Origin of the sequence: Kitasatospora sp. NPDC088160 (assembly GCF_044741445.1) — a bacterium.
Classification (GTDB): domain Bacteria; phylum Actinomycetota; class Actinomycetes; order Streptomycetales; family Streptomycetaceae; genus Kitasatospora.
In genome coordinates, this window is record NZ_JBIUSS010000038.1 from 1 (window position 1) to 23,878 (window position 23,878).

Consider the following 23,878-nt stretch of genomic DNA (forward strand, 5'->3'; position numbering starts at 1 on the left):
CCCGGCTACGCCGGGTAACCACGGGCCTTCGGCCCGGGTTGCTTGCGCCTTCGGCGCTGCGCGGCGGCTTCGCCGCCGGTACTGCTCCGGCCTTCGGCCGGGGGCCTCGGGCTTCGCCCGTGGCTGGCCCGCGCTGCGCGCGGGCGGGCCGCTGCGCCGGCCGGATCGGGCTGCGCCCGATCGGGTGGGGTGGCGGGCCGCTTCGCGCCCTTGGGTGGTGGTGGGTCAACTCCGCGCTTCGCTTCGGAGTTGGGTGGGTGTCAGGATGGGGCCTTCGGCCCTGGGCGAGTGGGGTGGGTTCGCGGGCTTCGCCCGGGCTGACTGGGGTGGAGGGTGGGGGCGCTTCGCGCCTTGACTGGTGGGATGGTGAGGGGTAATCAGGTGATGGAGTCACTCGTTGGGGTGGTACAAGGACGGGCTTCCCTCGGTCTGTGAATCAAAGGTAGTGGCCCGCTAGAGTCTGGGATTGGGAGTTGGTCGGGGAAACTGGGGCCCCGTGGATAGCATCAGAAAGGCAGGTTAGTAATGCGGTTGAGTGTCGTTCTGTCGGCCTGGTAATAGGTTTCAGTTCGTTGGCCATCCCATACGTCACCACGATGTCGGAAAAACCGCAGCAGGATGACGTGATTCCGGGCGCAGTCGCTGTGACCTGCCCTTTCCGGCCCGCAACAGCGCCATCCTGCTACCGCCATCTGCGACAGCGAAGTGCAGCTTCACACCGGTTCCAGCGCCGGCGTGGAGGCGCTGGCCGCGTTCGTCGAGCGCGAGGGCCGTGCCCGGGAGGCTGGAGGCGCTGAGAGTGGTTTGGTAGACCTGCGCCCGGCGCGGCCGGGGCTCATGCTGCGCGCTCGACCCGGCGATTAGAAGGGCGGTTCCTCCGAGAAGCCTGTACCTGATGGCACGGCACTCTTCGTTGATGCCCGTGGGTCGTCCGCTGGTGTTGTGGGGGGTGGGACTCCCCATCCCCCACGCTGCGGCTGCGCGGGCGCTCCCCACCCGCCGCCCTGCGGCTGTGAGGCGGGTGTCCCCCACCCGCTGGTCGGTTCCGTTCTGGGCACGGGCGGCTCGTCTGATCTGACGCCGTCGATGTCGTCGTTCCACAGCTGGCGCAGGTATTCGCGGCACGTGGTGTTGTCTTCGTCGTCGTAGTTGTTCGACTCCGGCCAGCGCCTGCGGTCGGGGCTCTGATCAGCCAGGTGGCACAGGGCCCGCAGTACCGAGTCGACCCTGGACCAGGTGCTGGTCCCCTCTCCTGTGAGCAGCCTACGGACCGTCTCCCGGCTGACCCGAACCGGGTTGTCCAGGCGTTGGGTCGCTGCGGCGATTTGTCCAAGGGTGGGCCGGCCCGCCGCGCGGAAGTGGACGTGCAGCTCGGACACCAGCGAGCGCCTCGTGCTCGGGGGCAGTTGCTCCACGGTGGGCATTTTCAGCATCCTTGGCATCCGTCTGCTCCACTCCCCGATGACCCGCTTGCCCCCGATGCACCCATGATTGCCCTGCGATGACGCCCTAGGAAGGCCTGGGTAGACACAGATAGACCCAGTAGAAGTGCATTTGAACTCATGTCAGCTCCTTTTCTCCCAAGTACAGCGCATTCCAACTCACTGAAACTCGTTTTGACAACTACCTGTTTTCGCTGGTCAGAGGCCATTTCGGGGTGGTTTCGTTGCCTCCGGTCACCTGTTGAGGCAGTCCGTTGTCTCAGCAGGTGGACACGGCGCGGCCGTCGCACAAATGGCGACGGCCCCCTGGTGCGCAGGGAGCCGTCAGTAGAGGACAAAGCCACTGAGGAGCAGCACATGTCCACTTCGGAGCCTACGAGCAACCCTGCCGAACCGGAAGCCTTCGCGAGGCAGGTGCGCTTGACGGGACGGAGGCAGTGGCGGGTGTGGGGCCGGCGCGCCCGCCGGGATGCCGCCGTCTACCTGGTCCGCGGCGCAGCCACCGCCCTGGGCGGCGCCCTGGTGTCATGCGGGGCGCTGTGGGTGCGAACGCGCCTGTAGGAAGCCGGATGCCTCCGGGCGGAGCGGTCCGTGCTGCACCTGGCGGCTTTGTCGAGCGGGAGGGCCACGCGAAGGTGGCCCTCCCGCACAAGGATCCGCTGGAGATCGTGGTTACCGGACCCGGTGGGGAGGAGGACGTTGAGGTCGTCTCCGTGGGGCTGGGCGCGTTCCTGCACAACACGGTGGCAAGGCGGGGCCAAGGTAAGTGCGGGGCAGCTCGCCGAGCACAGCGTCAAGTGGACGTAGGGCCGGCGGTGGGCTGCCGGGGGGAGCGGGGGCGTCACCCGCGGGTGACGCCCCCAACGCTACCCGCGCCGGGTGGGTGGAGGCGGGCAGCCCCGCATGTACTCGGGGCCCGCGGCCCAGGGGTAGCGGTAGTGGGCGTTGCTGAAGGGCCAGATCGTGCGCTGGTCCTGCGGTTTGGGGGCGGGGTGGCCCGAACGGGAGCGGGGCTTGGGTGGCTGGGGTGGGCGCAGTTTGCAGGTGTCGGCGAGGTCGAACAGGCCGGGCAGGTCGTTGTTGGTGAAGGGGACGGTGAACAGCGGGGTGTCGCCGGCTTCGGCGATGGCGTGCTGGTAGGCGGCGGCGAGGAGCAGGGGGCGGGCCCAGGGCGGCACGGGGTGGGTGAGGCAGCCGAAGCGCAGGCCGTCCGCGTCGTGGAGGGCGATGGTGGCCGCGCCGTCGGTGAGGTCGGTGGGGCGGGCGGTGTGGAGCTGGGCGTCGGATGCGGCGGTGAAGACCGCGACGGCGAGCTGGGCCGCGAGGTGGGGGTGGGCGGTCGCGGTGTGGAGGCGGCGGGCGACTTCGGTGGCGGTGGCGGGGGGCATCTGGGGCGGGTGGAAGCCGCGGTCGTGGGCGAGCGGCGGAGTGCAGCGGCAGCGGCGCTGGGCACCGTCGCCGGACCAGTAGGTGGTCAGGGCGGGCAGGTTGAGCCAGCGATCGTGCACCGGGACGGGGCGAGGCGGGCGGCTGCGCGGGAGGTCGGTGTCGTCGGTGCCGGGGAGGCGGGCGGCCGCGTCGGCGAGGCGGTGCTCCACCTGGCGCAAGGCCTGTTCGAGGGCGGGGGTGGGACGACGGCGGTGGCAGACCAGGAGCAGGTGGACGCCGGTGCGCTCGCGCAGGGTGATCAGGTCTTGGATGCGGCGGCGGCCGAGCAGGTGGGCGCGCAGCACGGTGAGGTGGGTGATGGGGGTGGCGAGGGTCCAGGCGGCGGCCATCGCCCAGGGCGGGTCGGGGTCGAGCCTGGGGTAGCCGGTGACGGGCACGGGTTTGCCGAGAGCGGCGAGGATGTCGTAGGCGAGGCAGATCGTGGAGTTGGTGCCGACGGTGGGGTGGACGGTGGCCCGGCCTGTGGTGGGGCTGTGGGCGGCCTGGGCGGCGCGGGTGTGGGGCAGGTCGTCGTGGGGGTCGAGGACGACGGTGACCGGCGGTGGGTCGGGGCAGGTCAGCACGGTGCACCGGCCTGTCGTCGGCCGAGTTTGCTGTAGGCCCAGCGCACCAGGTCCTCGTCCACCTTGGCGCGCCCGGACTCCTTCATTCCGGCGGCCAGGTGGTGGGTGATCTTCGCCCAGGCCCGGAAGTTGCCGTGGGCGGCCTCGCGGTCGCACAGGGCGATCAGCTCGGGGTCGGCGTCGGCCCAGATCGGGTGGAAGGCCGGGATGGTGTCCAGGACCTCCTCCAGCGGCAGGGGGTCGATCTCCTGCCAGCAGTAGACCCTCGACTCGAGCATCGGCTCGCTCTGCAGCATCTCGAAGCAGCCGTTGCCGCCGGTGAAGACGATCGTCAGGTCGGTGCCGGTGTCGTCCCACAGGTAGCGCAGGTACTCGAAGCACAGCTTCGACAGCCACTGTGCCTCGTCGCACACCAGCACCCGAGTCTCCTCGAGCGCCCCGCGCAGCATCCGGTCGAACTCGATCGCATGGGAGGGCGGACGACCGGGCAGGCCGAGGGCGTAGAACAGTTCGTGGCGCAGGTCCCGGGTCGAGGGGCGGGCCCGGAACTGGATGCGGTGAGTGATCTGCGGGGCGAGGTCGCGCAGCGAGGCGTTCACCGCGAACGACTTCCCGTGCCCGGTCCTGCCGTAGATGCAGATCATCGCCCTGGCCTCGATCGCGGCGCGGATGTTCTCCCGCACCGCCAACAGGGCCCGGGTGCCGACCACTTGGGCGCCGCGCAGGCGCATGTAGTGGTCCTCTCGTTCAGCGGGCAGCCGGCCCAGTCGGTCCGCGGTCGTCACGGGCTTCCTCCCTCTTCTGCTTCTTCTTCGTCCGTCCCGTTCACGGCACCACCGCCGCTGCCCGGGGTGTGTGCCGCGTCAGGCGCCGGCGGGTCGGCATCGGTACCGGGTGCTGCCGGGCGGGGGCGGCGGATCGGGCGGGCCCATGACGCGGGTGCCTCCCGCGGCGGGATCAGGTCCGGCAGCGCTCGCTTCGCCAAGGCACTCCCGGCGGCCGTGGCGAGTTGCTCCTCGGCCTCGGCTGCGGTCAGCGCCGCCAGCGGCTCGGGCCTCATCGGCTCGGTGACCGCGCCGTAGCGGCCCAGCTGGCGGCGCTGGCGGTCCGCGGAGGCCAGTGCCCGTACCATCGTGCGCCGCTGGGCGTCCTTGGCCCGGCGCAGCGCGGCCCGCTGGGCCGCAGTGGCGGCGTCCGCGAGGTGCGCCGGCCCGAGGTGGGTGCCGGTGACGGCGTCGAACACCTCGATCTCGTGGTCGTGGTGAGGGATGAACCGCACCCGCACCCGGGTGCCGTCCATGCCGTGCATCCACGGGCCGACGTAGTAACGCCCCCGCCAGTACACGCCCTTCGTGGACAGGACCTTGTCGCCTCCCGCGTCCTCGAGGGTGAAGGAGCGCAGCAGGTCGGGCGGGACGTCCTCGATCGGGGTGGGGTCGTCCTGCCAGGCTTCGAGGGGTGTGCGGCCGCCGAGCGGCTGCGGGCGGTGGTCGGTGTTCCACCACCGCACCCATCCCAGAAGCCGTGCGGTGAACTCGGTGAACGAGAGCACATCGGCCGGGTCGCTTCTGCGGGACGGCGGGCGGGTGGTGGCGGTAGGGGCGTGGAGGTATCCGGGCTGCGCGACCAGGAACATGGCTGTGACGCAGTGGTTGAGATTCTCCACCGTGCCTTTCAACTCCGGCCGGCGGGCGGGGAGGTCCTGTACCGGGACCGCGAGCGCGCCCAATGCCCGGGTCACCGTGGCGCACAGGAACTCCTTGCCGCGGTCGACCCGCACCAGTTCCGGCAGTCCGCCGATCGGCCCGTACGGGCCACCGGGCTCGTCCCGCGACAAGGCGATCCGCAACGCGGCCAGCACCGCGTCCCGGGAGGGCTGGTGCGGGGTGACGGCCGCGCCGGTGATCGCGTTCCTCGCGCAGTCGATGAACCACGTCACCCACGGCCGCACCAGCTCCCCGTCCAGTTCGACCTCGACAGGCAGATGCTTGTGATCGCCCTCCCAGCACGCGTTGCGCCACTGCGGCGGACGAGCCAGATACACATCGTGCGCCCGCCGGGCCCTCTCCCCGCCCTTGAGCGCGGCACGCTGACCCGCGTTCAGGTCCCGGCGCACCGCCCGCTGAAACGTCGCCAACGACGGCACGCCCACTCCCCCGCCGCTCCTGGCGCTCGAAGCCGGCTCCCCACCGGCTGCCCCGTCCACGGAGTCGTCCGCCGACACGCGGGCCTGCGCGAGAAGCTCCCGGTGAACCGCCGCCGCGTTCCCGCACCACAACGCCAACCGCGCATGAACCTCGCCCGTGACCGTGAACCGCGGCCGGGGCTTGCGCACCGTCCGGCCCTCCTCACGGGCCGTCTGCAGCCAGCGCTGCACCGTCCGCACCGACCTGCCCGCCGAGAAAGCCGCAAGACGCACATGCTCGGGCGTAAGAACACCGCGTTCCTCCAAGGCCAGGAGCCGGAACACCACCTGCTCACGCACCACTGGCGCCGAATCGCCGGACCGTACCGCGTCGCTCCCGCCACCGCCGTCCGCCATCCACGCCCTCCCGGCCCGTCCGACAGCCCCGGCAACGACCAGGCCCGTCCCCGGCCCCTCTATGAAGACAGCGACCGCACCACGATGACGCCCGAAACCGCATTCCGATGACACCCAGCAGGACTATCTGGTACAACCCGGACATGCCGTCAGCGCAGAGGAAGCCGCACGGACCTGACCAGGCCAAACGTCATCCCGATGACGCCGAAAACCGCACCAAACTGACGCACCGACAACCGACACCCCAACCCACCAGCAAAAACACCCCCACACTCCACGACAGACAACCACCGCATCCGACGACAAATACATGCAGCTTCACATGGCCGAGAAGGCGGAGCACGCTCTCTGGTGGGAGCGGCAGGCCGGCCGGGTGGAGGACTCCGCCTCGGTGGCCACCGAGGAAGCCGAGGAGTGGGCGCGGATCGTGGAGCTGGTCCGCGCCCTGCACCTGGCGGCGTACGACGTCGACCAGGACGAGCAGGCGCAGCTGTGGCTGACGGAGCACCAGGAGCGGCGTGCGGCGCAGGATGAGGAGCAGCAGCGGGCGCGGCAGATGCGGTTGGGTCGGCGGCAGTTGCGGGTGGGGTTGTCGGCTGAGGCCGAGCGGCGGCTGGTGGCGCTGGCGGCCGGGTTGGGCGTCGGGATGGAGCAGGTGCTGGAGGCGCTGGCGGAGCACGTCGAGAGCGCGGGCGAGGGCCTGGTGCAGGTGCCCGCCGTGGCGGTCGACGCGGAGAAATACCCCCGCTGATAGCGAGTCCGGCCGCTCTTGAATTACCCGGTCAAACCCTCCTCTGATTTACTGGAAAGGAATTGCCTGCCATGCCGAAGAAGCTCCGTCCTCATCAGGAAGAGGCGTGTGACGCTTCCGTACGACTTCTGACGCCTCCGGCGTCGGGTCTGCTGCCGCCGGAGGGGCTCCGCGGTCAGGTGCGGGCCGCTACGGGCTCGGGCAAGAGCCTGACGGCCGTGCACGTGGCCGAGCGGCTCCACTCGAATCGGACGCTGGTGCTGGTACCGTCGCTGCCGCTGCTGGAGCAGACGGTCGCGGTGTGGAAGGGCGAGGGCTACGGCGGGCGGATGGTCGGCTTGTGCTCGCTCAAGGGCTCGGAGCAGCCGGGCATCCCGTGCACCACGGACGCGGCGGAGCTGATCCGCTGGACGGCCGGGCCAGGCCGGGTGACCGTCTTCGCCACCTACTCCAGCCTCGGTCTGGGCCACCTGGAGAAGGCCCACCAGGAGGGCCTGCCGCCCTTCTCGCTCGCCATCGTGGACGAGGCCCACCGGGTCAGTGGCCAGGCTGGGAAGCCGTGGGCGGCGATCCTGGACAACACCCGGATCCCCTGCGACAGGCGCTTGTTCATGACGGCCACCGCCCGCGTGTGGGCAGTGAAGGAGCGGGACCGGGAGCGGGCCGCGTCGGCCGGCATCGAGACGGCCGAGCTGATCGCGAGCATGGATGACGAGAGCCTGGCGGCCTTCGGCCCGATTTCGCACAGCTATGCGCTCGGGCAGGCGGTATCGGACGGCGTGATCGCGCCCTACCGCATCGTGTGTGTGGACGTCGCCGACCCGGTCCTCCAGGGGCTGGTGCAGCGCGGCGCGGACGAGCGGTCGGTGGAGTACCGGGGAGCGCGGCTGGCAGCCCTGCAGACCGCCGTGCTGACCGCCGCCGCCGAATGGGACCTCGCCCGGGTGCTCTCCTTCCACCACTTCGTGGCGGAGGCCCGGGCGCTCAGCACCGGCCTGCGCGACGTCGCCAAGGTCCTGTGCGAGCAGGACTCCGCACTACACCCCGACCCGCAGCTGATCGGCACCAGCTGGCTGGAGTCCGAGCACACGGCGGCCGAGCGCCGCCAGACGCTGGCCGACTTCTCCTCGCTGATCGCGGCCGACGGGCTCCGGCTGCTCCGGTACGTCCTCGCCTCCGTCAAGGTGCTCTCGGAAGGCGTCGACACCTTCGACTGCGACTCGGTGTTCTTCGCCGACGTGCGCGGCTCGATGGTCGACCTGGTCCAGGCCGTCGGCCGGGCGCTGCGGATGAAGCCCGGCAGCGGGAAGGTGGCCACCATCGTGGTGCCGGTCATCCTGGGGCCCGGCGAGACCGGCACCGAGCTGCTCTCCTCCCGTGCGTTCGACGGGCTGGCCAAGCTGTTGATGGCGTTGCGCTCGCACGACGCGGCGGCCGTCGAGCGCCTGGCGCTCCCCCAGTCCGAGACCCGGCCGGCCCGCGAACCCCGGCACGCCGGAGACCCCGACGAGCGCCGCTCCGGCCCGGCCGGGGAGCAGCTGCTCCAGTTCTCCACCCAGCGCGACCCGGCGGTGATCGCCGCGTTCGTCCGCACCCGGGTCTTGGAGCCGGAGCGGGAGGAGTTCCGGCGCGGCCTTCAGGAGCTGCTCGCCTACAAGAAGGCGTTCGGCGACGTGAAGGTCGCCTACGCCTACACCGCCCCGTCCGGACACCGGCTCGGCGGCTGGGTCGCCGACCAACGCCGCTACAAGGCAGCCGGCGTCCTCGACGCCGAGCGCGTCGCGGAGCTGGACGACCTCGGCATGATCTGGTCCGCGTTCGACACCGCCTTCACCGACAACGTCACCGCGGTCGCCGGGTACGCGGCCGAGCACGGCCACGCCTGCCCCCCGAACGAGGCCGTGTGGCAGGGCCGTCCGGTCGGCGTGATCCTCAAGAATCTGAGGACGGCGCAGCGTCGGACGGAGGCGCTGGAGAAGCGGGCCGAGGCCGGGGAGACCGGACTGGACTGGACCGGGGCCCTGTCGGCGGAGCGGAAGGCCGCGCTCGACGAGATCGACCCAGGATGGTGCCCGGCCTGGTCGATCGAGTGGCAACGCTGCTTCGCCCTCGCCTGGCGGCACGTGAAGGCCGGCGGGACGCTGGCCGGTGACCCGGGCGCGGTCGTCGTCCAGGGCGAGGACCTGACCGGGTGGGCGCGGGCGCAGCGCATCGGGTGGGCGAAGCTCGGTCCGGCGCAGCAGTGGCTGGTGGAGCACGTGCTCGGGCTGGAGCCGCTGGCCGCCGCCGAGCTGCCGCCGGTGAAGGTGTCGCACGCGGAGAAGGAGCGGCGCAACCTCGCGGCGGCGGCGCAGTACCGGGAGCGGGAGGGCCACTTGAACGTCAGCCGCAAGCACCCCGAACGGCTGGTGCTGGACGACGGGACCGTGGTCGAGGTGAGCCTGGGCCTGTTCATCGCCAACAGCCGTCTGCGGCGGGCCACCATCCCGGCCGAGCGGGCCGCCCGGCTGACCGAGCTCGGGATGCGCTGGGAGTAGGGCGGTCAGCGGGGCGGGCCCGGGGCGGCAGGCGGTTGTCCTGTCGCTCCGGGCCTTGTCGCGTCCGGGTCTCACACGGGGGTTGGCGGGTATCTGTGCAGGTCACAGGGCGCGACAGCGCCCGACGCGACAGGGGGCGCGACAGCCCCCGCGACAGGGGCCGGCAGGGCCGCTCAGCGGCGGTCCCTCGCAGGGTAGAGGGTGGCGTGCTGCACCCGGAGGTCCCACCACTGGTCGGCCGGGGTGGCGACCCGGGCGGCCAGCGTCTCCCGCATGGTCGGCAGCGGCAGCACCAGCGGGCCCCGCTTCTTGTCCTTGCGGGTCTGCTCGCAGTGTGGGCACTCCAGCCGGTTGGGGCCGGCCTCCTCCGTCAGCTCCAGCGGGGAGTCCTCCTTCCCGCCGATCGACTCCCGGCAGGTCCATCACGGGCGCAGCGCGGCGTTGGCCGCGCGGGCCGTCTCCAGTTGCTGGAGTGCGGCGGCGGCCTGGTCCTCCTTGTGCTTCCTGTGGCAGGGGTAGCAGCGGCCTCCGGGGCGGCGGGTCCAGTTGCCGCCGAGGCCGTACTCGTAGGCGGTCTCCTCCTTCGGGATCTTGCCGCAGTCGGCGCAGGCGAGGGTGCGCATCCACTCGGCGTGCTCCTGGCGGGCCTTCTTCTCCCGGGCTTTCTGGCGCTGCTGGTAGGCGTCCTTGTTGTTCGGGTTGTCGAGTGCGTCGGTGAGGGAGTGCCGTCCGGCGCGGCCGTAGCGCCACCAGATGGGGCCGAGCGGGCCGTGCTCGGTCAGCAGTTGAAGGGTGGTGGTGACGACGGGTACGGAGTCGTCGTAGTTGCGCCAGCCGTCCCCGTCGTTGTCGTCGTGGTGCACGGTGCGCCACCGGCCGCCCCATGCCTCGACCGAGAGGTCGGCGACCTTCTCCTGGCGGTTGGCCAGGACGGTGGGGGAGGCGTCGGTGACGACCAGGGCGACGGGCGGGTAGCCGGGGCGGGTGTGGGCGGGCCAGTCCCGGCGCCACCAGTGCACCATCCGGTCCTCCAGTTCCTCGTCGGCCAGGGCCAGGTCGTTGCTCTTCACCTTGGTGCGGAACAGCTCGCGGTAGGCGAAGAACTTGGCGGCCAGCCGCTCGGTCGACATGGTCGAGCGGTCGACCTCGACCATCAGCACCGGCACCCCGATCTCCGGGGCCTGCCAGACCGCGTCGGGGCGGACCTTGCGCCGGCCGCCCGGGAGCACGTACTCGACCTCGGTGGCCCAGTCCGCCAGCGTGCCGACCCCGCCCGGAGCGTCCTTGTCGGTGCCGCCCAGGACGAACGCGGCGATCGTCTCGTTGACCGCCATCGCGTGCTGCGCACCCGTGCGCCCGGCGCCCCGGGCGGTGGAGCCCATCTCGGAGCGGAACAGGCCGAGCACCTGCCCGGCCGCCTCCAGCCCGGCCGTGCCCTCCAGCCGCCAGGTCTTGTGCCCGGCCTTCGTGTTGCCGTCGGAGGCGACCAGGGCGTGCAGCGCGAGATCGCGCAGGCCTTGGCGGATCACCGTGTTCGACGCCGCGCCGGGGCGCAGCAGGCGCTGGAGCTGGTCGGCGGTGGCGACCTTGAGGACGCCGAGCGCGCCGAGGATGTCGGAGCGCAGCGGGGCGGTGGAGCCGTTGGGCCAGAGCCTGCCGCGCCGGTAGGCGGTGCGGCCCGGCGGAGGCCGCCAGCCCAGCCGGTCCGGCCCGACCACGTCGGCCGGGTCGGCCAGTGCGTCCGGCTCGGCCAGTGCGTGCGGCTCGGCCGGTTCGACGGCGTGCTCCTGGCCGTCGATGTCGTGCGCGCTGTCGTCGGGCTGGGCGGGGCGCTGCGGGGTGCTCACGGGCTTCTCCCGGGGTCGGCGGTGGATCTGATGCTCCGAGGGATATCCCGCCGCTCCGACAGCCGCCAGCCCCTTTTCCACCCCATCCCACCACCCGGCCCGAAAGGGCCCGCGCCGCGCGCCGCTCTCCCCCAATCCGCACGGACGGCATCAGCCGGACGCAGAAAGAGAAAGCCCACCGCAGGTGGGACGACACGCGATTGACAGCGGCTGGCGACACCGAGGTGTCATTACCAGAGCTGGCGGTGGTCGGCAGGCACTTCGTCCAGACTGCACTCCTACGGGTGTCCAGCACTTCAGGGCTCGGGCCAGGGCGATAGTACGCAAGCGACCCTGTTGCTATGGCAAGGACTGGACCGCAGGTGCAGGCGGCGGTCGTGGCGCGACTTCGGCAGCTGCGCGACGACGGCGCGCTGAGTTCCAGCCACGTGCGCGTGGTCGCCGCTTCCATGGGGGTGTCCGAGCGCACCGTGTGGCGGTGGCTCTCCACCCCGCCGCGAACAATGCAGCAAGCCCGTTCGTCGTATCGCCTGACCGACATCGATCGGGAGGCGTTCGCGTTCTTCCGCGGCAACGTAGCAGCACTTGCGCGTGCTCGGCGGGCGGTGGTCGACGGTGTCGGTCAAACAGCCGGTGCCAATGTGCCGGACTTCCTGGCTGAGGGCTGGCGCGGTGCCCGGCCGGTGGCTCTTCGCACCCTGCAGCGTGCGTTCGCCGCGGCGCTCACCCCGGCGGAACGGGCGGCCTGGCGGGTCGGCGAGAGCGGCGAACGCGCGGCCCAGGTGTACCTTCGCCGGACCGATGCACCGCGCGGGCGGGTGTGGGAGATGGACCACAAGCAGTTGCCGCTGTTGGTGCTGCCGCCGAGGGGCGGTGCTTTGTCGCCGTGGTTGACCACGGTGGTGGACGACGGCTGCCGGGGGTTGCTCGGGTGGGCGTTGTCGGTGCATCCGAGCGCGGGCACGGTGTTGACCGCGATGCGGATGGCCATGGCCTACGAGCCGGAGGTCTCGCCGTTCGGGTCGGTGCCCGAGCGGGTGCGTGTCGATCGTGGTCTGGAGTTCGCCGCCGACGCCGTCGAGGCGGCGTTGGGCGCGTTGGCCGTCGTGGTGCACCGGCTACCGCCCTACACCCCGCACCGCAAGGGCAAGGTCGAGCGGCTGAACCTGACGATCGAGCAGACCCTGCTCTCCCAGTTGCCTGGCTTCACCGGTGGTCCTCGGGATGCGAGCGGGCGCCTCTACGGGCCCGTCGACGACTCGGCCAAGGCGAAGAAGGCGGCTGAGCAGACCGGCGGGCCGATGCGCATCGAGGAACTCGTACGACGGTTCTCGTCCTGGGCCCGCTGGTACAACACCGAGCGCCCGCACAGGGCGCTCGGTGGGCGGACCCCGGTCCAGGCGTGGTCGGAGGACGAGGCGCCGCTGCGGCGGATCGACCCGGCGCGGCTGCGATACCTGCTGCTGGCCGGCGTGGAGCGCAAGGTCGGCAAGGACGGCATCCGGTTCAACGGCCACGCCTACCTGGCACCCGAGCTGTACGGGCGAGGAGGCGAGGTTCTCGAGGTGCGGTACATGCCGCACGACGAGCGGTGGATCGAGGTGTACCGGCGCGGCGAGTACCTGTGCACCGCTCACCCGTCCGCACAGCTCACACCGGAGCAGCGGGAGGCGTTTCGTGAGCATGCCCGGTCCGAGGCTGAGCGGCTCGGCCGTGAGCGGCGGCGGGCGGCGCGCCGGGCGAGGCGTGAGTTGGCGCCGATGACCGCGACTCAGGGGGCGGCGGAGCCGTCCCGGCTCGTGCGGCCCGGTGAGGCGGCGCAGTCCGTCCAGCACGCCGGCGAGGCGTTGCTGAAGGCTCGGGCCCGCAGTGACCTGCTCGGCATTGTCCCTGTCACCGATCTTCTTCCGGAGCTGTGATGCCCCGTCAGTTCGTCGATCTTCAGGATTCGGTCACCTTGCCCACCGGCTACTTCCAGCTGGCGGCCAAGGTCCTCGACGACCTGGTGGCGAACGCCGCCACCGGTGTCGTCCACGGCCCCGCTGGCACGGGCAAGACCTTCGCGGTGGAAGCGGCGCTGGAGGCGCTGGAGCGGCGCCCGTCCGGGGAGCGTCCGGCGGTGGTGTCGCTGCAGTTCCCTTCCCGTCCGACGATGCGTCTGATCGCCGACCAGCTGTTGCAGGAGCTCACCGGTGCCGAGAGCCCTTCCAGCCGCAATCGGTTCGACCTGACGACCAAGCTGGTCGGTCTGCTGGCCTCGCCGATGCGCCTGATCGTCGTGGACGAGGCCCAACGCCTGACCGGGGACTGCATCGAGTTGCTGCGGCACCTGCACGACGATCGGCGCACCCGCTTCGCGTTGTTGTACGTCGGCGGCGACGGCTGCTGGGAGGTGCTCTCCCGTGAGCCGATGCTCCGTTCTCGGATCTTTCGCCGGCTGCGTTTCGAGGCGCTCGCCCAGGCCGAGATCCCCGTGTTGATGCGCCGCTACCACCCGATCTACTCAGGTGTTGACGACCATCTGCTCTTCGAGATCGACAACGCCTACGGGCACGGCACCATGCGGGACTGGGCGGTGTTCACCCACACCGCGGCCGGGCTGTGCGCGGCGGCCGGCCGGCCCGTCCTGGACGAGGAGATCACCACCAGCGCCTACGCGCTGCTGGGCGGCGGGGTCTGTGTCTGACGGCCCGGGCCGGCGGGCCGCGCTGGTCCTCAACCCGGACGACGACGTCGCCCTCACCCGGCGTCTGGACGCTCTCACCGGAGGGCGCCGCCTGGTGGTACGGCCTTCGCCGGGCGGCGGCGCGCGCGACCTCGCCCGCGACATCCTCGCCGCCCTCGGCAAGAGCCCCGAAGTCGTCCTCGACAAGACCTCCACCATCGCCGACGCCTTCCGCACCTGCGCCGCCTTCAGCACCGCCGCCGGCGTCACCGACATCGTCGTCGACCGGGTCCACCGGCTCGCCACCCGCACGGTCGAACCGTTGCTGGAGCTCGCCGGTACGACCGGAGCCGCCCTGTGGCTTATCTGGTCCGGTCCCCAGCCCACCGCCGCCCTGATCGCCCTCCTGCGCCAGTCCCCGCTCGAGGCCCGCACGGAACTGCTCGACCCCGCCGCCTTCTACCGGTGCCTGCCGCTGCCGGCCGGCGAGCAGCCGGACACGCCGCAAACCGCTCTCCCTCGGCCCGCACAGGCATGGCCGCGCCTGCCGATGGCGGACTTCCCCCTCTTCCTCGCCACCTGCCGCCGTACCTTGCCCACAGCCGTCCTACGGCGCGTCACCGACCTCTACCGGAGCGAGATGCACGCCGCCTCCCGCTTGGCCGACACCACCGCCCACACCCTCACCACCTATCTGCGTGACCAACGCCTGGGGCCGGCCCCCACACCCGAGGACGCGCTGATCCGCCTACGCGCGATCCAGGCCGCCCTGTTCGCCCGTGGCGCTCTGCTGCGCTGGCAGCCCTCCACTCTGGGACCGGACCCGGCCACCCGGCTGGTGACCCGATTCACCGAGCACACCGCCCACGCCCTGCGGACGTCGGCCGACACCGAATCCGGCGCCGCCACCGCCCTGGCCCTGTACTTCGGTACCGGCCCGACCGGCTTCGACATGATCCGGTGCCACGACATCGCACCCGACGGATCCCTCTTCCATCTGCCGCACCTGCCCGCCGAGGAACACGAGTACCTCCGCCCGCACTGGAGCAAGCAGCGCGACCGTGAGGAATTCACCGGTCCCGGCGAGAGCGACCCCCTGCGCACCCCGGATCCCGTGGTCATGCCCGCACACGCCCGCGCCTTCCTCGCCGCCCACCACTTCTACCGCCGTACCCAGGGCGCCCGCCCCCGTGACCCCTACTTCATCCACCCCCACGAACCCGGCGTCCTCAGCCCCGTCCCGCGCCTACGCGAAGCGATCATCCGCACCTGCCACCGGCTCCACCTCGACATCTCCTGGCTCCACCGCTCCCACTGCCGGCACGGCGACCAACTCGGCCAGGGAAACGGCGACTGGCTGGCCCAGCGGGGCCTGAGCGTCCACCACCTCGACCCGCCCACCACGGAGCGCCAGTGACACCGCCGCAACGCCGCGGCCCCAAACGCCACCGGTACAAGAGCCTCTCGGTGCGACGTGCCGACGCACTCCAAGAACGCCTGCACGCCGCCGGGATGACCGTGTGGCAGCTCGCCGACCTCCTCGGCGTCCACGAACACCAGATCGACCTCGACGAACTCCCCGACCTGCCCGTACGAGTCCTGCACGAGATCGCGCGCCGCCTCGACCTCCACCCCGCCGACATCCTGCGCGAGACCGACGACCTCTACGCGCTCCCCCGCGCCCACCCGCCCGGAAAAAAGCCACCGGTCAAGAAGCCCCCCGGTATCGCCCACGACGCCCTACGCCTCGTCAACGCCCTCGCCCTGGCCGACCGGCCCATGCTCCCCGAAGAGCTCGCCCACGCTCTTACCTGGCCCGTCAAACGGGTCGACAACGCCGCAGCCCATGCCCTCGCACACCCCGCTATCGGCGGCGCCGTCGCCCTACGCGGCGAACCGGGCGGCTACCTCAGCACCTCACCCCGCCTCGACCTCCTCATCACCAGCCAGCAGACCGAACTCATCGCACCCCACGACGACGACACCCACCAACCCGGCCGCTACCAACGCGACCCCCTCACCCCCACCGAAGCCGAAACCCTCCTTGCCATCTGGCACACCGCGGACACCGACCACACCAACCCACTCCAGGACCACGCACTCCACGGCCTCATCAACGCCGGATACGTCACCCAACCCGGCGGCCTCACCCTCGCCCTCACCGACGACGTCCTCTACAGCCTCAACCCCACCCAGCTACCAGACACCCCACCCCGCCCCGCCACTGACACATCCCATGACGCCGACTACTGACACAACCTGTCGCTGACCACAGACAAACCCACGTCGTCCGACAAGGGCAGAAGCCCCGCCGTCCGGACCGTCACCCAAACCGCACACACCACACCACCAGCAACCAGGGCAGAGGGACAGACAGAGGGGTTGTCTGAATTTCCGGCCCTCCAAAAACCGGCTCTGAGCTGCGGAAACGCCGGATCGACGCGGGAAGGTCCGGGGTACCTGCGGTGGTAGCTGCGGTACTGCCTACGGTGGTGCCCTCGGTGATACCTGCGGTGGTGTCTACGTGGCACCCGGCGCGGCTGGTCGCCGGGCCGTCGGCCGGCCCCGCAGGCCGCGGACGGCTCCGCCGGACGCGACAAGACCAAGGAGAAGAAGGGGTTGTCGGCATTTCCGGCCTGCTCCGCACGGGCTCTGACCTGCTGCGATACCGAGCCGGGGAGAATCATCAGGTGCTCACAAAACGCCCGGGTAGGCGCTCTACAAGGCGCCTGACAAGGTGTCCGACAAGATGCAGCCCAGGTCAGCCGAGCACCGGAGCGGCGTCGGCGTCGACCAGGCCCGCCGCCAGGGCGTCGCGGGCGAGCAGGGCGGCCTGCTCGACGGTGGCTTCGCCGGACGTGCGGAGCTGCCGGTGGTGTGGGGTCAGGTCAGCTGCTGGTTCCGGGCGGCGCGGAGCAGGGCGACGGCGTGGGGCGCGTCCGTGGAGAGCCAGGTGTCGCCGCCGGTGGCGTCGATGATCAGGCAGCCTTTGATGTAGGTGCCCCAGCCGTCGCCGAGCGCCTCGACCCAGCCCAGTAGTCGGCGGTTCGGGTCGCGGACGGCGAACAGGTCTGGAGTGCCCCAGCCCTCCACCACCAGGTCGCTCCCGTCGATGCTCCAGGAGTCGGTCGGGGCGCCCAGGCCTCGGGCGAGCGGTGAGTGGGCGGTGGGCTCGGCGGCAAGAGCCAGGCGCAGTTGCTGGGGGACGGTGGCCGGGTTCTGCGAGGCGGCGGAGTCCTTGGTGGTGTCGGTTCTGGGTGCGGTGGTGGTCGGCGACGGGGTGGGATCGACGTTGACGACCGGGTCGCCGGTTTCGATGCGCGAGGAATCAAGCGGGGCGGCGGCCGGCTCGGGAGCGGGCGCCTCGGCGTGGTCCTGCTCGGTGCGGAGCCGGTCGGCGGTCATCTCGTAGCGCAGCACGTGGGCCTTGCGCAGGATGCGCTGTGTGGCGCCGGTGAGGCTGGTCTCCAGCAGGGCGAGGGCCTGGTTGCAGCTGGGGTCGTCGCCCTCGCCGCGGCGGGCTCGTTCCAGGTTCTCCAGGAAGCGGGCGGTGCTGCGCTGCACGGCGGCGGCGAGTTCCAGCAGTTCGTGGTGGCCGGCGTCGCCGCTGGGTTCTGCGGTGGCGCTCAATTCGACGCGCGAGGTAACAAGGGCGTTGGCGACGGCGTCCTGCTGGTGGGCCGCCCGCCGGCGCCGGTAGGCCTTCGAGGAGCAGGCCCGGCCGCAGTAGACGGGGCGGCGGCCCGGTCCGGCGGTACGCAGTTCAGTGCCGCACTCCGGGCAGTGGGGCGTCCCGGACTCCGCATCAATTCGACGCGCGTCGATTCCAATGCTGGCCTTGATTCCTCGCGCGTCGTTTTCCGTCTCCATGATCGAGGAGCGTAACCGGCCCACGGACAACGCGCGGACCTCTCCCGCCGCGCGCCCGGCCGCTTGCGCGTTGCGCACGGTGCGGCCGGGCCCGGTGGGGTGTCAGTCGCCGACCGCGTCGGCGGTGTAGGAGAGGCCGCCCTTCCCCAACGGGCGCCGCCCGCCGGTCGCGGGGCGCGCGGCCGGCACGGCGGGGACGGAGAACGGCGAGCCGAGACGCTCGGCCGGGAGCAGCCGCTCGGCGGCCGGTTCGTCGGCGGCGCCGCTCGTGTGCGAGAACGGTTGGGCCAGCGGGCGCCGGGGCGGACGGCCGATGTGATCACTCATGGCTGACAGTCTGTCACCCCGGGCGCCGATCCTGGCCGGGACGTCGGACCGGACGATGCGCTCCGTGCCGTAACCCGAACGGCGGCGGCCGGGTTCACCGGTCATGACGAACGTGATTCCCCTGCCCGGCGGCCGGCACCACCGCGACGAACACGGTGGCGGTGGCGGTGGTGGCGCGGTGTCGGTCTTCGCCGCGGAGCGGGCTGCCTTCGAGGCCGCCCGCGCTGCCCGGGCGCAGCATGATCTGGCCGAGGATGCCGAGGCCGATCGGGCGCAGGCCGAGTACCGGGCGCGGTTGGCGTCCGCGATGGGGATCGCGGCGGCCGCGGCGTCGCGGGCGGCGGTGTGGGTGTCCGAGCTGGCCGCCCGTACCGGTAGCCGGTACCTGGCTGAGTTCGCGGCCGCGGTGCTCGCCTGCGGCCGGGACTTGGACCCCGAGGACGACGACCATGGCGGCGTGCCCGTCGACACCGCCTTCGTGCTCAGCGGCATGGTGCTGCTCGACGAGCCCGGCCTCGCTGGCGGCGAGGGCCTCGCCTTGGCGGCGGTGGGCGCGATCGCCCTCGCGATGCCCCGCACCATCACCGCCGGCGACCCCGTCGGGCATCTGCCCGAACTCGCCCACCACCTCGACCAGGCCGTCGCCGCCGGCCGCGCCGCCGACGTGGCACCGCACGTGGCGGGACCGGCGTCGTACCAGTCCTGAACTGCGGTGGGGAGTTTGGCGGGGCGAAACTCACCGGCCTTACGGGGCGGAACTCACCGGCCCGTCTGTGACTTCAACGGATAGTCTGCGAGTCCGCCGTCTGCGACCTGGGGTTTCGACTTGTAGTTTGCGAGCCGTTCCGAAGGCTACTTTGCGAGGTGCCGTCCGACGGTGGTGACCGTAGGCGACGGGTCACTAAGCCTTGATTGATGCGGCCGACCTGGCGGCCTGCTCGATCTTCGCGCAGTAGGCTGCACGGGCTTCCTCGTCGATCTGCCTCTCGTGTTCGGGGCGCATCCCGGTCCGGCCGTCGAGGCCCTCGCGCAGGATATCGGCGTGCCCTGCATGCCGGTTGGACTCGCCGAGGACATGGACCATGACGGCGAACAGGTTCGTGTCGGCATAAGGCTCCGGCCACCACGGCACGTGGCCGGGGGCGTCGAGGGGAAGCTCGTTGATCGTCGCGTCCGAGTGTTCCCACGTGCGCTGGTAGAACCCGATGATCTGAGCGCGAGTCTCGTCCTCGGCCGCCCACAGATCGCTGCCGTCGGAGTCCTGCCACCGGGGCAGCGGTTCCGGGGAAGGGCGGTCGAAGACCTCACCGAAGTACCTGGCCTCGACGCTGGCCACGTGTTTGACCAGGCCGAGGAGGTTGGTCCCGGTCGCCGTCAGAGGCTGGCGGGCGTCGTATTCGGACAAGCCGTCAAGCTTCCAGAGCAGCGCCTCGCGGTCTCGCCGCAGTCTCCCGTGAAGGTTGTTCTTCGCGAATTCATCGATCATGCGGCCTGAGCCTGCCATGGGCTGCTCGTGGTCTCTAGATCCCGTACGTGGTCCGCAACGACTGGCAGAGCCGAGGCCTGGCCATGGCCGTTCCCCCAACGGCCACGAAACCTCCGTATCGCAGACCAACCACGTACCGACCCAGCGACGCAGCCAGCCATCCGCCAACCGAAGACGATCCCACTCGGCGGCATCACCCGCGTACGCCACCACCAGGTCGTCCACACCGCACCCATTGGACCCAGCCGAAGAATCCACCTGTTCCACAGCACCACGGCCACACTCCTCAGAACTGCCAGAGACAGCACATGACCGCTACTCAGCGTGACTGTGCCGGGCCACGGTAGCTGGAACTGCGGTGTCCCGTCTCAAATGATCTGGTCTGCGAGTAGGGCTGTGACCTGCGGCGACCAGATCAATTGAGACGCCGAGGTGCCGAAAATCTCAAGTGATCTGGTCCCGGAAGCTGGGATGCACGGTGCCGTCTCAGTTGATCTGGTCCGTCCCTGCTGTTTCGAAGTGATACCAGTTTTGGGTGTTCAGCCAGGACTGGTAGTCCCTGAAGATCCTTGCGAGGCTGTCGGGTTGCTCTCGCTGGTCCAAGAACTCGCCCAGGAGCTGGAAGAGCGTCGCGACGGCTTCGATGTCGGCGTGGGGCGTGAGCGGATGGACCCATCCTGCTGGAGCAAGGTGGCGAACAAGGGCAGGCCAGGTGAGGTCTTGCCCCCTGCCGAGCCGGACGACCAGCCACTCGTGAAAGCCGGCGAGCATGCTCCAGGAGGTCCCGGCGTCGCAGCCCAGGACGAAGGCGGTGGTGGTTGCGAAGGAGCCGTCGATGCCGTGCATCGCGGGCTGTTGGCGAATGGCGGCCAGCAGGCCGCGGTGGTTTCTGATGATGTTGGCTTGCAGGGCCTGATGGGTGGCGCCGAGGAAATCTCCCGTGGTGCGCCGTGGTGTGCCGGCAACGCCGTTGGGATTCGTGAGCGGATGTCCGACGAGGAAGCGGCGCACGGTGGCATAGGAGACGTCGGCGTCATGCTCGTCCAGCAGTCTTTCCCAGATCAGACGGGTGGGAGGGAGTTGGCCGCCGTTCGTTGCCGCGCATTCGTCGAGGATGGCGTCGAGGGCGGGCCGGATGCGGTCAAGGACCGGATTCTCCTTGACCGTGCGTGGCTTTCGGGGCGGCGGTGTCGGCGAGGCAAGGGCTTGCCGGACGGTGCGGCTGTGCACGTGGTGCCGCTTCGACAACGCTTTGACGGACAGGCGTTCCTTCTGAGCATCTCGTCGGATCGCGGCGAAGAGAGCGGGCTTGTCAGCACTGAGGGTGACATACCTTTTGGGCTTCTCTGGTTCACTGGGCTCAGCTGATTTCCTGGGGGCCAGGTCTGGCAGTGCCCGTTCGAGCGCGTCTTGCTGACGTCCGGTCACTGCAGCGAGCCGGTCACCTCGGGGGCGACCTCCGTAGCCGTAGTCGGGTGGCCCGGCGAGGTATCCACGCAGGTAGCTGGGTTTGAGGTGGTTCGCGCGAGCCAGTCGGCGGACGTAGGAGTCAGTGCTTTCCCCGCTCCGAGGGCGGGGGCGGGCAGGCAGTGGGCGAGGCCGGTCGCCGTCGTCAGCACTGGTGGTCATGAAGCCGATTTGGTCTTGCGGGTCTGGGCGGCGCGGTCGAGCTTGACGCGTTCCAGCGACTTCCGGGTGATCTTCTCGGTGCCGTCCAGGATGGCGTCGATGGCGGCCCCGCGGATGAGGTGGGACAGGCTGCCGATCATGCCCCCGGTGCGCTGGTGGAGGTAGCCGGCCAACCCTTCCAATGTCTTGGGCTTGTGGTGGTGCAGCCGCAGGGCCTCTTCGAAGGTGATGACCAGTCCGGTCCATTCCGCGGTGCGGGGGAAGGGGACGGTGTCGATGACCGCGAAGCGCCCGGCGATCTGCCGGCCCCGGGGGCCGTTGAACATCCCGTCCGCCTCCAACTCCACCCCGGCATAGACGAAAGTGGCCGGGATCCGTTCCGAGAAGTACTTCAGCGTGTCCGATACCTCGGCGCCGTTCCTGGTTGCCAGCGAGAGATTGTGGAGTTCGTCGACACACACGACGCTCACCCTCGCGTCGATCAGGACACCGCAGACGGCCTCGATGACATCGGTGATGTTGGCGCGGGTCGTGACGGGCAGGCCCAGGAAGCGGGCGAACTCGACAGCGAGCATGCGCGAGGTCGCGGCGGGCGGGACGGTGACGTAGACGACCGGGATCCGGTCGACGCCCGGGTGCTGGCGCCGGTCGATGACCTCGATGGTCTTGCCGAACTGGGTGAGTGCGGTGGTCTTTCCGGTCCCGGCCGCGCCGGACAGGATCAGGCCCCGGCGGGCGCTGATCGCGTGCCGGTTGAGCAGGGTCAACCGCCTGCCCGCATGGACGACGGTGCGCAAGGTGGAGGTCGCGGCCACGGTCAGGCGGGTGTGGTAGTCGAGGCGGTCGTCGTCGTAGTCCAGCCGCTCGTCCGGGCCCAGGTCCGCGAGCGCGGGTGCGGGCAGCAGGTCGGGCGGAACCGGGTCCTGGGTGGTGAACTCCCGCCAGCCCTCCAGCGTGGTGAGGTAGCGGTGCAGGTCCTCGCGTTCCAGGGCACTTCGCCATCCGTGCTGGCGGCCCGGGTCCGAGTCCTGGCCGGGGGTGGGTCCGGTCAGAGCAATGCTCAGGACTTGTGGATCGGTGCGGGGAGGGACGCGGAGGGCGTGCCTTCCCGAATGATCCCTTGAAGGTCTCCGAGTAGGCCCGCGTTGCAGCGCGGGTCGGGAAGGCACGCCCGTGCTCAGCGTAGTCACCGATGACGGTTCGACTCAGTCCGGCTCCCTGATCGACGAGATCGTCCGCGAGGGCGCCCGGCGCATGCTCGCCGCCGCGCTGGAGGCGGAAGTCAACCAGTACATAGCCGAGTTGGCTGCCGAGATCGACGAGTGCGGCCGCCGTCTGGTGGTCCGCAACGGTCACCACCGGCCCCGCACCGTGGGTCACCGCAGCCGGCCCGGTCGAGGTGAAGGCCCCGCGGATCAACGACCGGCGGGTGGATGAAGCGACCGGCGAGCGCAGGCGGTTCTCCTCGAAGATCCTGGCTCCGTGGTGTCGCAGGTCGCCGAAGATCAGCGAGGTGCTGCCGCTGCTCTACCTGCACGGCCTGTCGTCCGGGGACTTCGTGCCCGCACTGGAGCAGTTCCTCGGTGGCACGGCCGGCCTGTCGCCGGCGACGGTGACCCGGTTGACGAAGCAGTGGGGCGACGACCACGCCGTCTTCCAGGCCCGGGACCTGTCGGACCGCGACTTCGTCTACGTCTGGGCGGACGGGGTGCACCCGAAGGTGCGGCTCGGCCAGGCGCACTCGTGCGTGCTGGTCCTTCTCGGCGTCCGCCCGGACGGGACCAAGGAGCTGATCGCGCTGGCCGAGGGGCTGCGGGAGTCCACCGAGTCCTGGGCGGACCTGCTACGGGATTGCCGTCGACGTGGCATGCGCGATCCCGAGCTGGTCATCGGCGACGGCGCGATGGGCTTGTGGAAGGCCCTGGCGGAGGTCTTCCCGACCGCCCGCCACCAGCGCTGCTGGGTCCACAAGGCCCGAAATGTCACGAACGCACTTCCGAAGTCCGCACAGCCGGGCGCCACGAAGGCGATGCAGGAGATCTACAACGCCGAGGACCGCACCCACGCGGAGAAGGCGGTCGAGGAGTTCGCCCGCACCTACGGCACAAAGTGGCCCAAGGCCGTCGCGAAGATCACCGACGACCGGGACGTGCTGCTGGCGTTCTACGACTTCCCAGCCGAGCACTGGATCCACCTGCGGACCACGAATCCGATCGAGTCGACGTTCTCCACGGTCAAGCTGCGGACCAAGGTCACCCGCGGTGCTGGCAGCCCGGCCGCGGCCCTCGCGATGGTGTTCAAACTGGTCGAGTCCGCCCAGGAACGCTGGCGCGCGATCACCGGCGCCCACCTCGTCGCCCTGGTCCGCTCCGGCGCTCGCTTCGAGAACGGCGTCCTGGTCGAGCGCACCGAGGTGGCGGCATGACCAAGTCGTCCAACCCGGTCGGCCACAGGGTCGAGGTGGAACTGCAGATCGACCAGGTCACCATCGTGACTCCGGCCGAAGCCACCGCAACGGTGCGGTGCATGCTCGGACCCGTTCGCCGCGGTGCCCGCTTCGACCGGATCCGCGACTCGGCAGAGGCTATCGACCTGGAACTGACGCAGATCCTGGCCTACCGCCACTCCGTTGAGGAGCTCGACCCCGTCCACACCGCGCTCGTCACCCTCCGAGGCACAGGCGTTCAACACCTCACGTCAGCCTTCCAGGGCTCCCGATGACAGGCCATCCGGGGAACCAATCCGCTGCCGTAACCAAGCCATCCACAGG

The 23,878-nt window shown here is 70.7% G+C and carries 17 protein-coding genes and 1 pseudogene; 9 read left to right on the forward strand and 9 right to left on the reverse strand.

From position 1 onward, the window contains the following. Positions 1–2,308: 2,308 nt before the first annotated feature. The 3 genes from ACIOGZ_RS38690 to ACIOGZ_RS38700 are packed head-to-tail and all read right to left on the reverse strand — an operon-like array spanning position 2,309 to position 5,924. Positions 2,309–3,454, reverse strand: a complete 1,146-nt coding sequence (locus ACIOGZ_RS38690) for a hypothetical protein (protein WP_400989384.1) — start codon at positions 3,452–3,454, stop codon at positions 2,309–2,311. Continuing rightward, entirely contained in the window at positions 3,448–4,239 is a 792-nt protein-coding gene (locus tag ACIOGZ_RS38695) for an AAA family ATPase (RefSeq protein ID WP_400812120.1), read from the reverse strand. Before ACIOGZ_RS38695 ends, ACIOGZ_RS38690 begins: the two co-directional genes overlap by 7 nt. Next, positions 4,236–5,924, reverse strand: a complete 1,689-nt coding sequence (locus tag ACIOGZ_RS38700; RefSeq protein ID WP_400989441.1) for a Mu transposase C-terminal domain-containing protein — start codon at positions 5,922–5,924, stop codon at positions 4,236–4,238. The genes ACIOGZ_RS38695 and ACIOGZ_RS38700 overlap by 4 nt, the downstream gene beginning before the upstream one ends. 382 nt (positions 5,925–6,306) lie before the next feature. Here ACIOGZ_RS38700 and ACIOGZ_RS38705 point away from each other — a divergent pair, with 382 nt between their 5' ends. Then, the gene (locus ACIOGZ_RS38705) at positions 6,307–6,747 is read left to right on the forward strand and encodes a hypothetical protein (protein ID WP_400989385.1); all 441 of its coding nucleotides are present in this window, start codon (positions 6,307–6,309) and stop codon (positions 6,745–6,747) included. Positions 6,748–6,818: 71 nt separating this feature from the next. Further along, positions 6,819–9,284 carry a Helicase associated domain protein gene (locus tag ACIOGZ_RS38710; protein ID WP_400989386.1) on the forward strand — a complete coding sequence of 822 codons (2,466 nt, stop codon included), beginning with the start codon at positions 6,819–6,821 and terminating at the stop codon, positions 9,282–9,284. Positions 9,285–9,706: 422 nt separating this feature from the next. Here the strand turns inward: ACIOGZ_RS38710 and ACIOGZ_RS38715 are convergent, their stop codons facing one another. Then, the gene (locus ACIOGZ_RS38715; protein ID WP_400989388.1) at positions 9,707–11,131 is read right to left on the reverse strand and encodes a replication-relaxation family protein; all 1,425 of its coding nucleotides are present in this window, start codon (positions 11,129–11,131) and stop codon (positions 9,707–9,709) included. Positions 11,132–11,493: 362 nt separating this feature from the next. On the opposite strand from ACIOGZ_RS38715, the gene ACIOGZ_RS38720 reads away from it, so the two are divergent. From ACIOGZ_RS38720 to ACIOGZ_RS38735, 4 genes are read left to right on the forward strand one after another with little or no spacing between them, the layout of a single operon-like run. After that, positions 11,494–13,050, forward strand: coding sequence for a Mu transposase C-terminal domain-containing protein (locus ACIOGZ_RS38720; RefSeq protein WP_400812524.1), 1,557 nt, complete (start codon positions 11,494–11,496; stop codon positions 13,048–13,050). Beyond that, the gene (locus ACIOGZ_RS38725; RefSeq protein ID WP_400812523.1) at positions 13,050–13,817 is read left to right on the forward strand and encodes an AAA family ATPase; all 768 of its coding nucleotides are present in this window, start codon (positions 13,050–13,052) and stop codon (positions 13,815–13,817) included. Before ACIOGZ_RS38720 ends, ACIOGZ_RS38725 begins: the two co-directional genes overlap by 1 nt. Then, positions 13,810–15,213, forward strand: coding sequence for a hypothetical protein (locus ACIOGZ_RS38730; RefSeq protein WP_400989390.1), 1,404 nt, complete (start codon positions 13,810–13,812; stop codon positions 15,211–15,213). The genes ACIOGZ_RS38725 and ACIOGZ_RS38730 overlap by 8 nt, the downstream gene beginning before the upstream one ends. Positions 15,214–15,263: 50 nt before the next feature. Continuing rightward, complete coding sequence (locus tag ACIOGZ_RS38735) at positions 15,264–16,049, forward strand: helix-turn-helix domain-containing protein (protein ID WP_400812521.1); 786 nt, start codon at positions 15,264–15,266, stop codon at positions 16,047–16,049. Between the two features lie 630 nt (positions 16,050–16,679). Here ACIOGZ_RS38735 and ACIOGZ_RS38740 read toward each other — a convergent pair. Continuing rightward, complete coding sequence (locus ACIOGZ_RS38740) at positions 16,680–17,666, reverse strand: hypothetical protein (RefSeq protein WP_400989392.1); 987 nt, start codon at positions 17,664–17,666, stop codon at positions 16,680–16,682. Positions 17,667–17,768: 102 nt separating this feature from the next. Next, on the reverse strand, positions 17,769–17,993 hold the full coding sequence (locus ACIOGZ_RS38745; RefSeq protein WP_400812519.1) for a hypothetical protein: 225 nt from the start codon (positions 17,991–17,993) through the stop codon (positions 17,769–17,771). A gap of 103 nt (positions 17,994–18,096) precedes the next feature. Here ACIOGZ_RS38745 and ACIOGZ_RS38750 point away from each other — a divergent pair, with 103 nt between their 5' ends. Further along, entirely contained in the window at positions 18,097–18,699 is a 603-nt protein-coding gene (locus ACIOGZ_RS38750) for a hypothetical protein (protein ID WP_400812517.1), read from the forward strand. Between the two features lie 195 nt (positions 18,700–18,894). Here ACIOGZ_RS38750 and ACIOGZ_RS38755 read toward each other — a convergent pair whose 3' ends face one another. From ACIOGZ_RS38755 to ACIOGZ_RS38765, 3 genes are all read right to left on the reverse strand, one after another. Next, on the reverse strand, positions 18,895–19,479 hold the full coding sequence (locus ACIOGZ_RS38755; RefSeq protein WP_400812515.1) for a DinB family protein: 585 nt from the start codon (positions 19,477–19,479) through the stop codon (positions 18,895–18,897). A gap of 486 nt (positions 19,480–19,965) precedes the next feature. Beyond that, complete coding sequence (locus tag ACIOGZ_RS38760) at positions 19,966–20,907, reverse strand: hypothetical protein (protein ID WP_400812529.1); 942 nt, start codon at positions 20,905–20,907, stop codon at positions 19,966–19,968. A gap of 197 nt (positions 20,908–21,104) precedes the next feature. Then, entirely contained in the window at positions 21,105–22,277 is a 1,173-nt protein-coding gene (locus tag ACIOGZ_RS38765; protein WP_400812531.1) for a TniB family NTP-binding protein, read from the reverse strand. 4 nt (positions 22,278–22,281) lie between these two features. Between ACIOGZ_RS38765 and ACIOGZ_RS38770 the strand changes: the two are divergent. Together ACIOGZ_RS38770 and ACIOGZ_RS38775 are read left to right on the forward strand one after the other, a co-directional pair. Next, positions 22,282–23,533, forward strand: a pseudogene (locus ACIOGZ_RS38770) (IS256 family transposase). Continuing rightward, the gene (locus tag ACIOGZ_RS38775; protein WP_400989393.1) at positions 23,530–23,829 is read left to right on the forward strand and encodes a hypothetical protein; all 300 of its coding nucleotides are present in this window, start codon (positions 23,530–23,532) and stop codon (positions 23,827–23,829) included. The pseudogene ACIOGZ_RS38770 and the gene ACIOGZ_RS38775 overlap by 4 nt, the downstream one beginning before the upstream one ends. The last annotated feature ends 49 nt before the right edge of the window (positions 23,830–23,878 follow it).

Bases quoted from the DNA above. Each gene is read 5' to 3' on its own strand.
- ACIOGZ_RS38725 (WP_400812523.1), top strand. From the start codon at position 13,050: ATGCCCCGTCAGTTCGTCGATCTTCAGGATTCGGTCACCTTGCCCACC.
- ACIOGZ_RS38750 (WP_400812517.1), top strand. From the start codon at position 18,097: ATGACGAACGTGATTCCCCTGCCCGGCGGCCGGCACCACCGCGACGAA.
- ACIOGZ_RS38775 (WP_400989393.1), top strand. From the start codon at position 23,530: ATGACCAAGTCGTCCAACCCGGTCGGCCACAGGGTCGAGGTGGAACTG.
- ACIOGZ_RS38755 (WP_400812515.1), bottom strand. From the start codon at position 19,479: ATGATCGATGAATTCGCGAAGAACAACCTTCACGGGAGACTGCGGCGA.
- ACIOGZ_RS38740 (WP_400989392.1), bottom strand. From the start codon at position 17,666: ATGGAGACGGAAAACGACGCGCGAGGAATCAAGGCCAGCATTGGAATC.
- ACIOGZ_RS38745 (WP_400812519.1), bottom strand. From the start codon at position 17,993: ATGAGTGATCACATCGGCCGTCCGCCCCGGCGCCCGCTGGCCCAACCG.
- ACIOGZ_RS38710 (WP_400989386.1), top strand. From the start codon at position 6,819: ATGCCGAAGAAGCTCCGTCCTCATCAGGAAGAGGCGTGTGACGCTTCC.
- ACIOGZ_RS38705 (WP_400989385.1), top strand. From the start codon at position 6,307: ATGCAGCTTCACATGGCCGAGAAGGCGGAGCACGCTCTCTGGTGGGAG.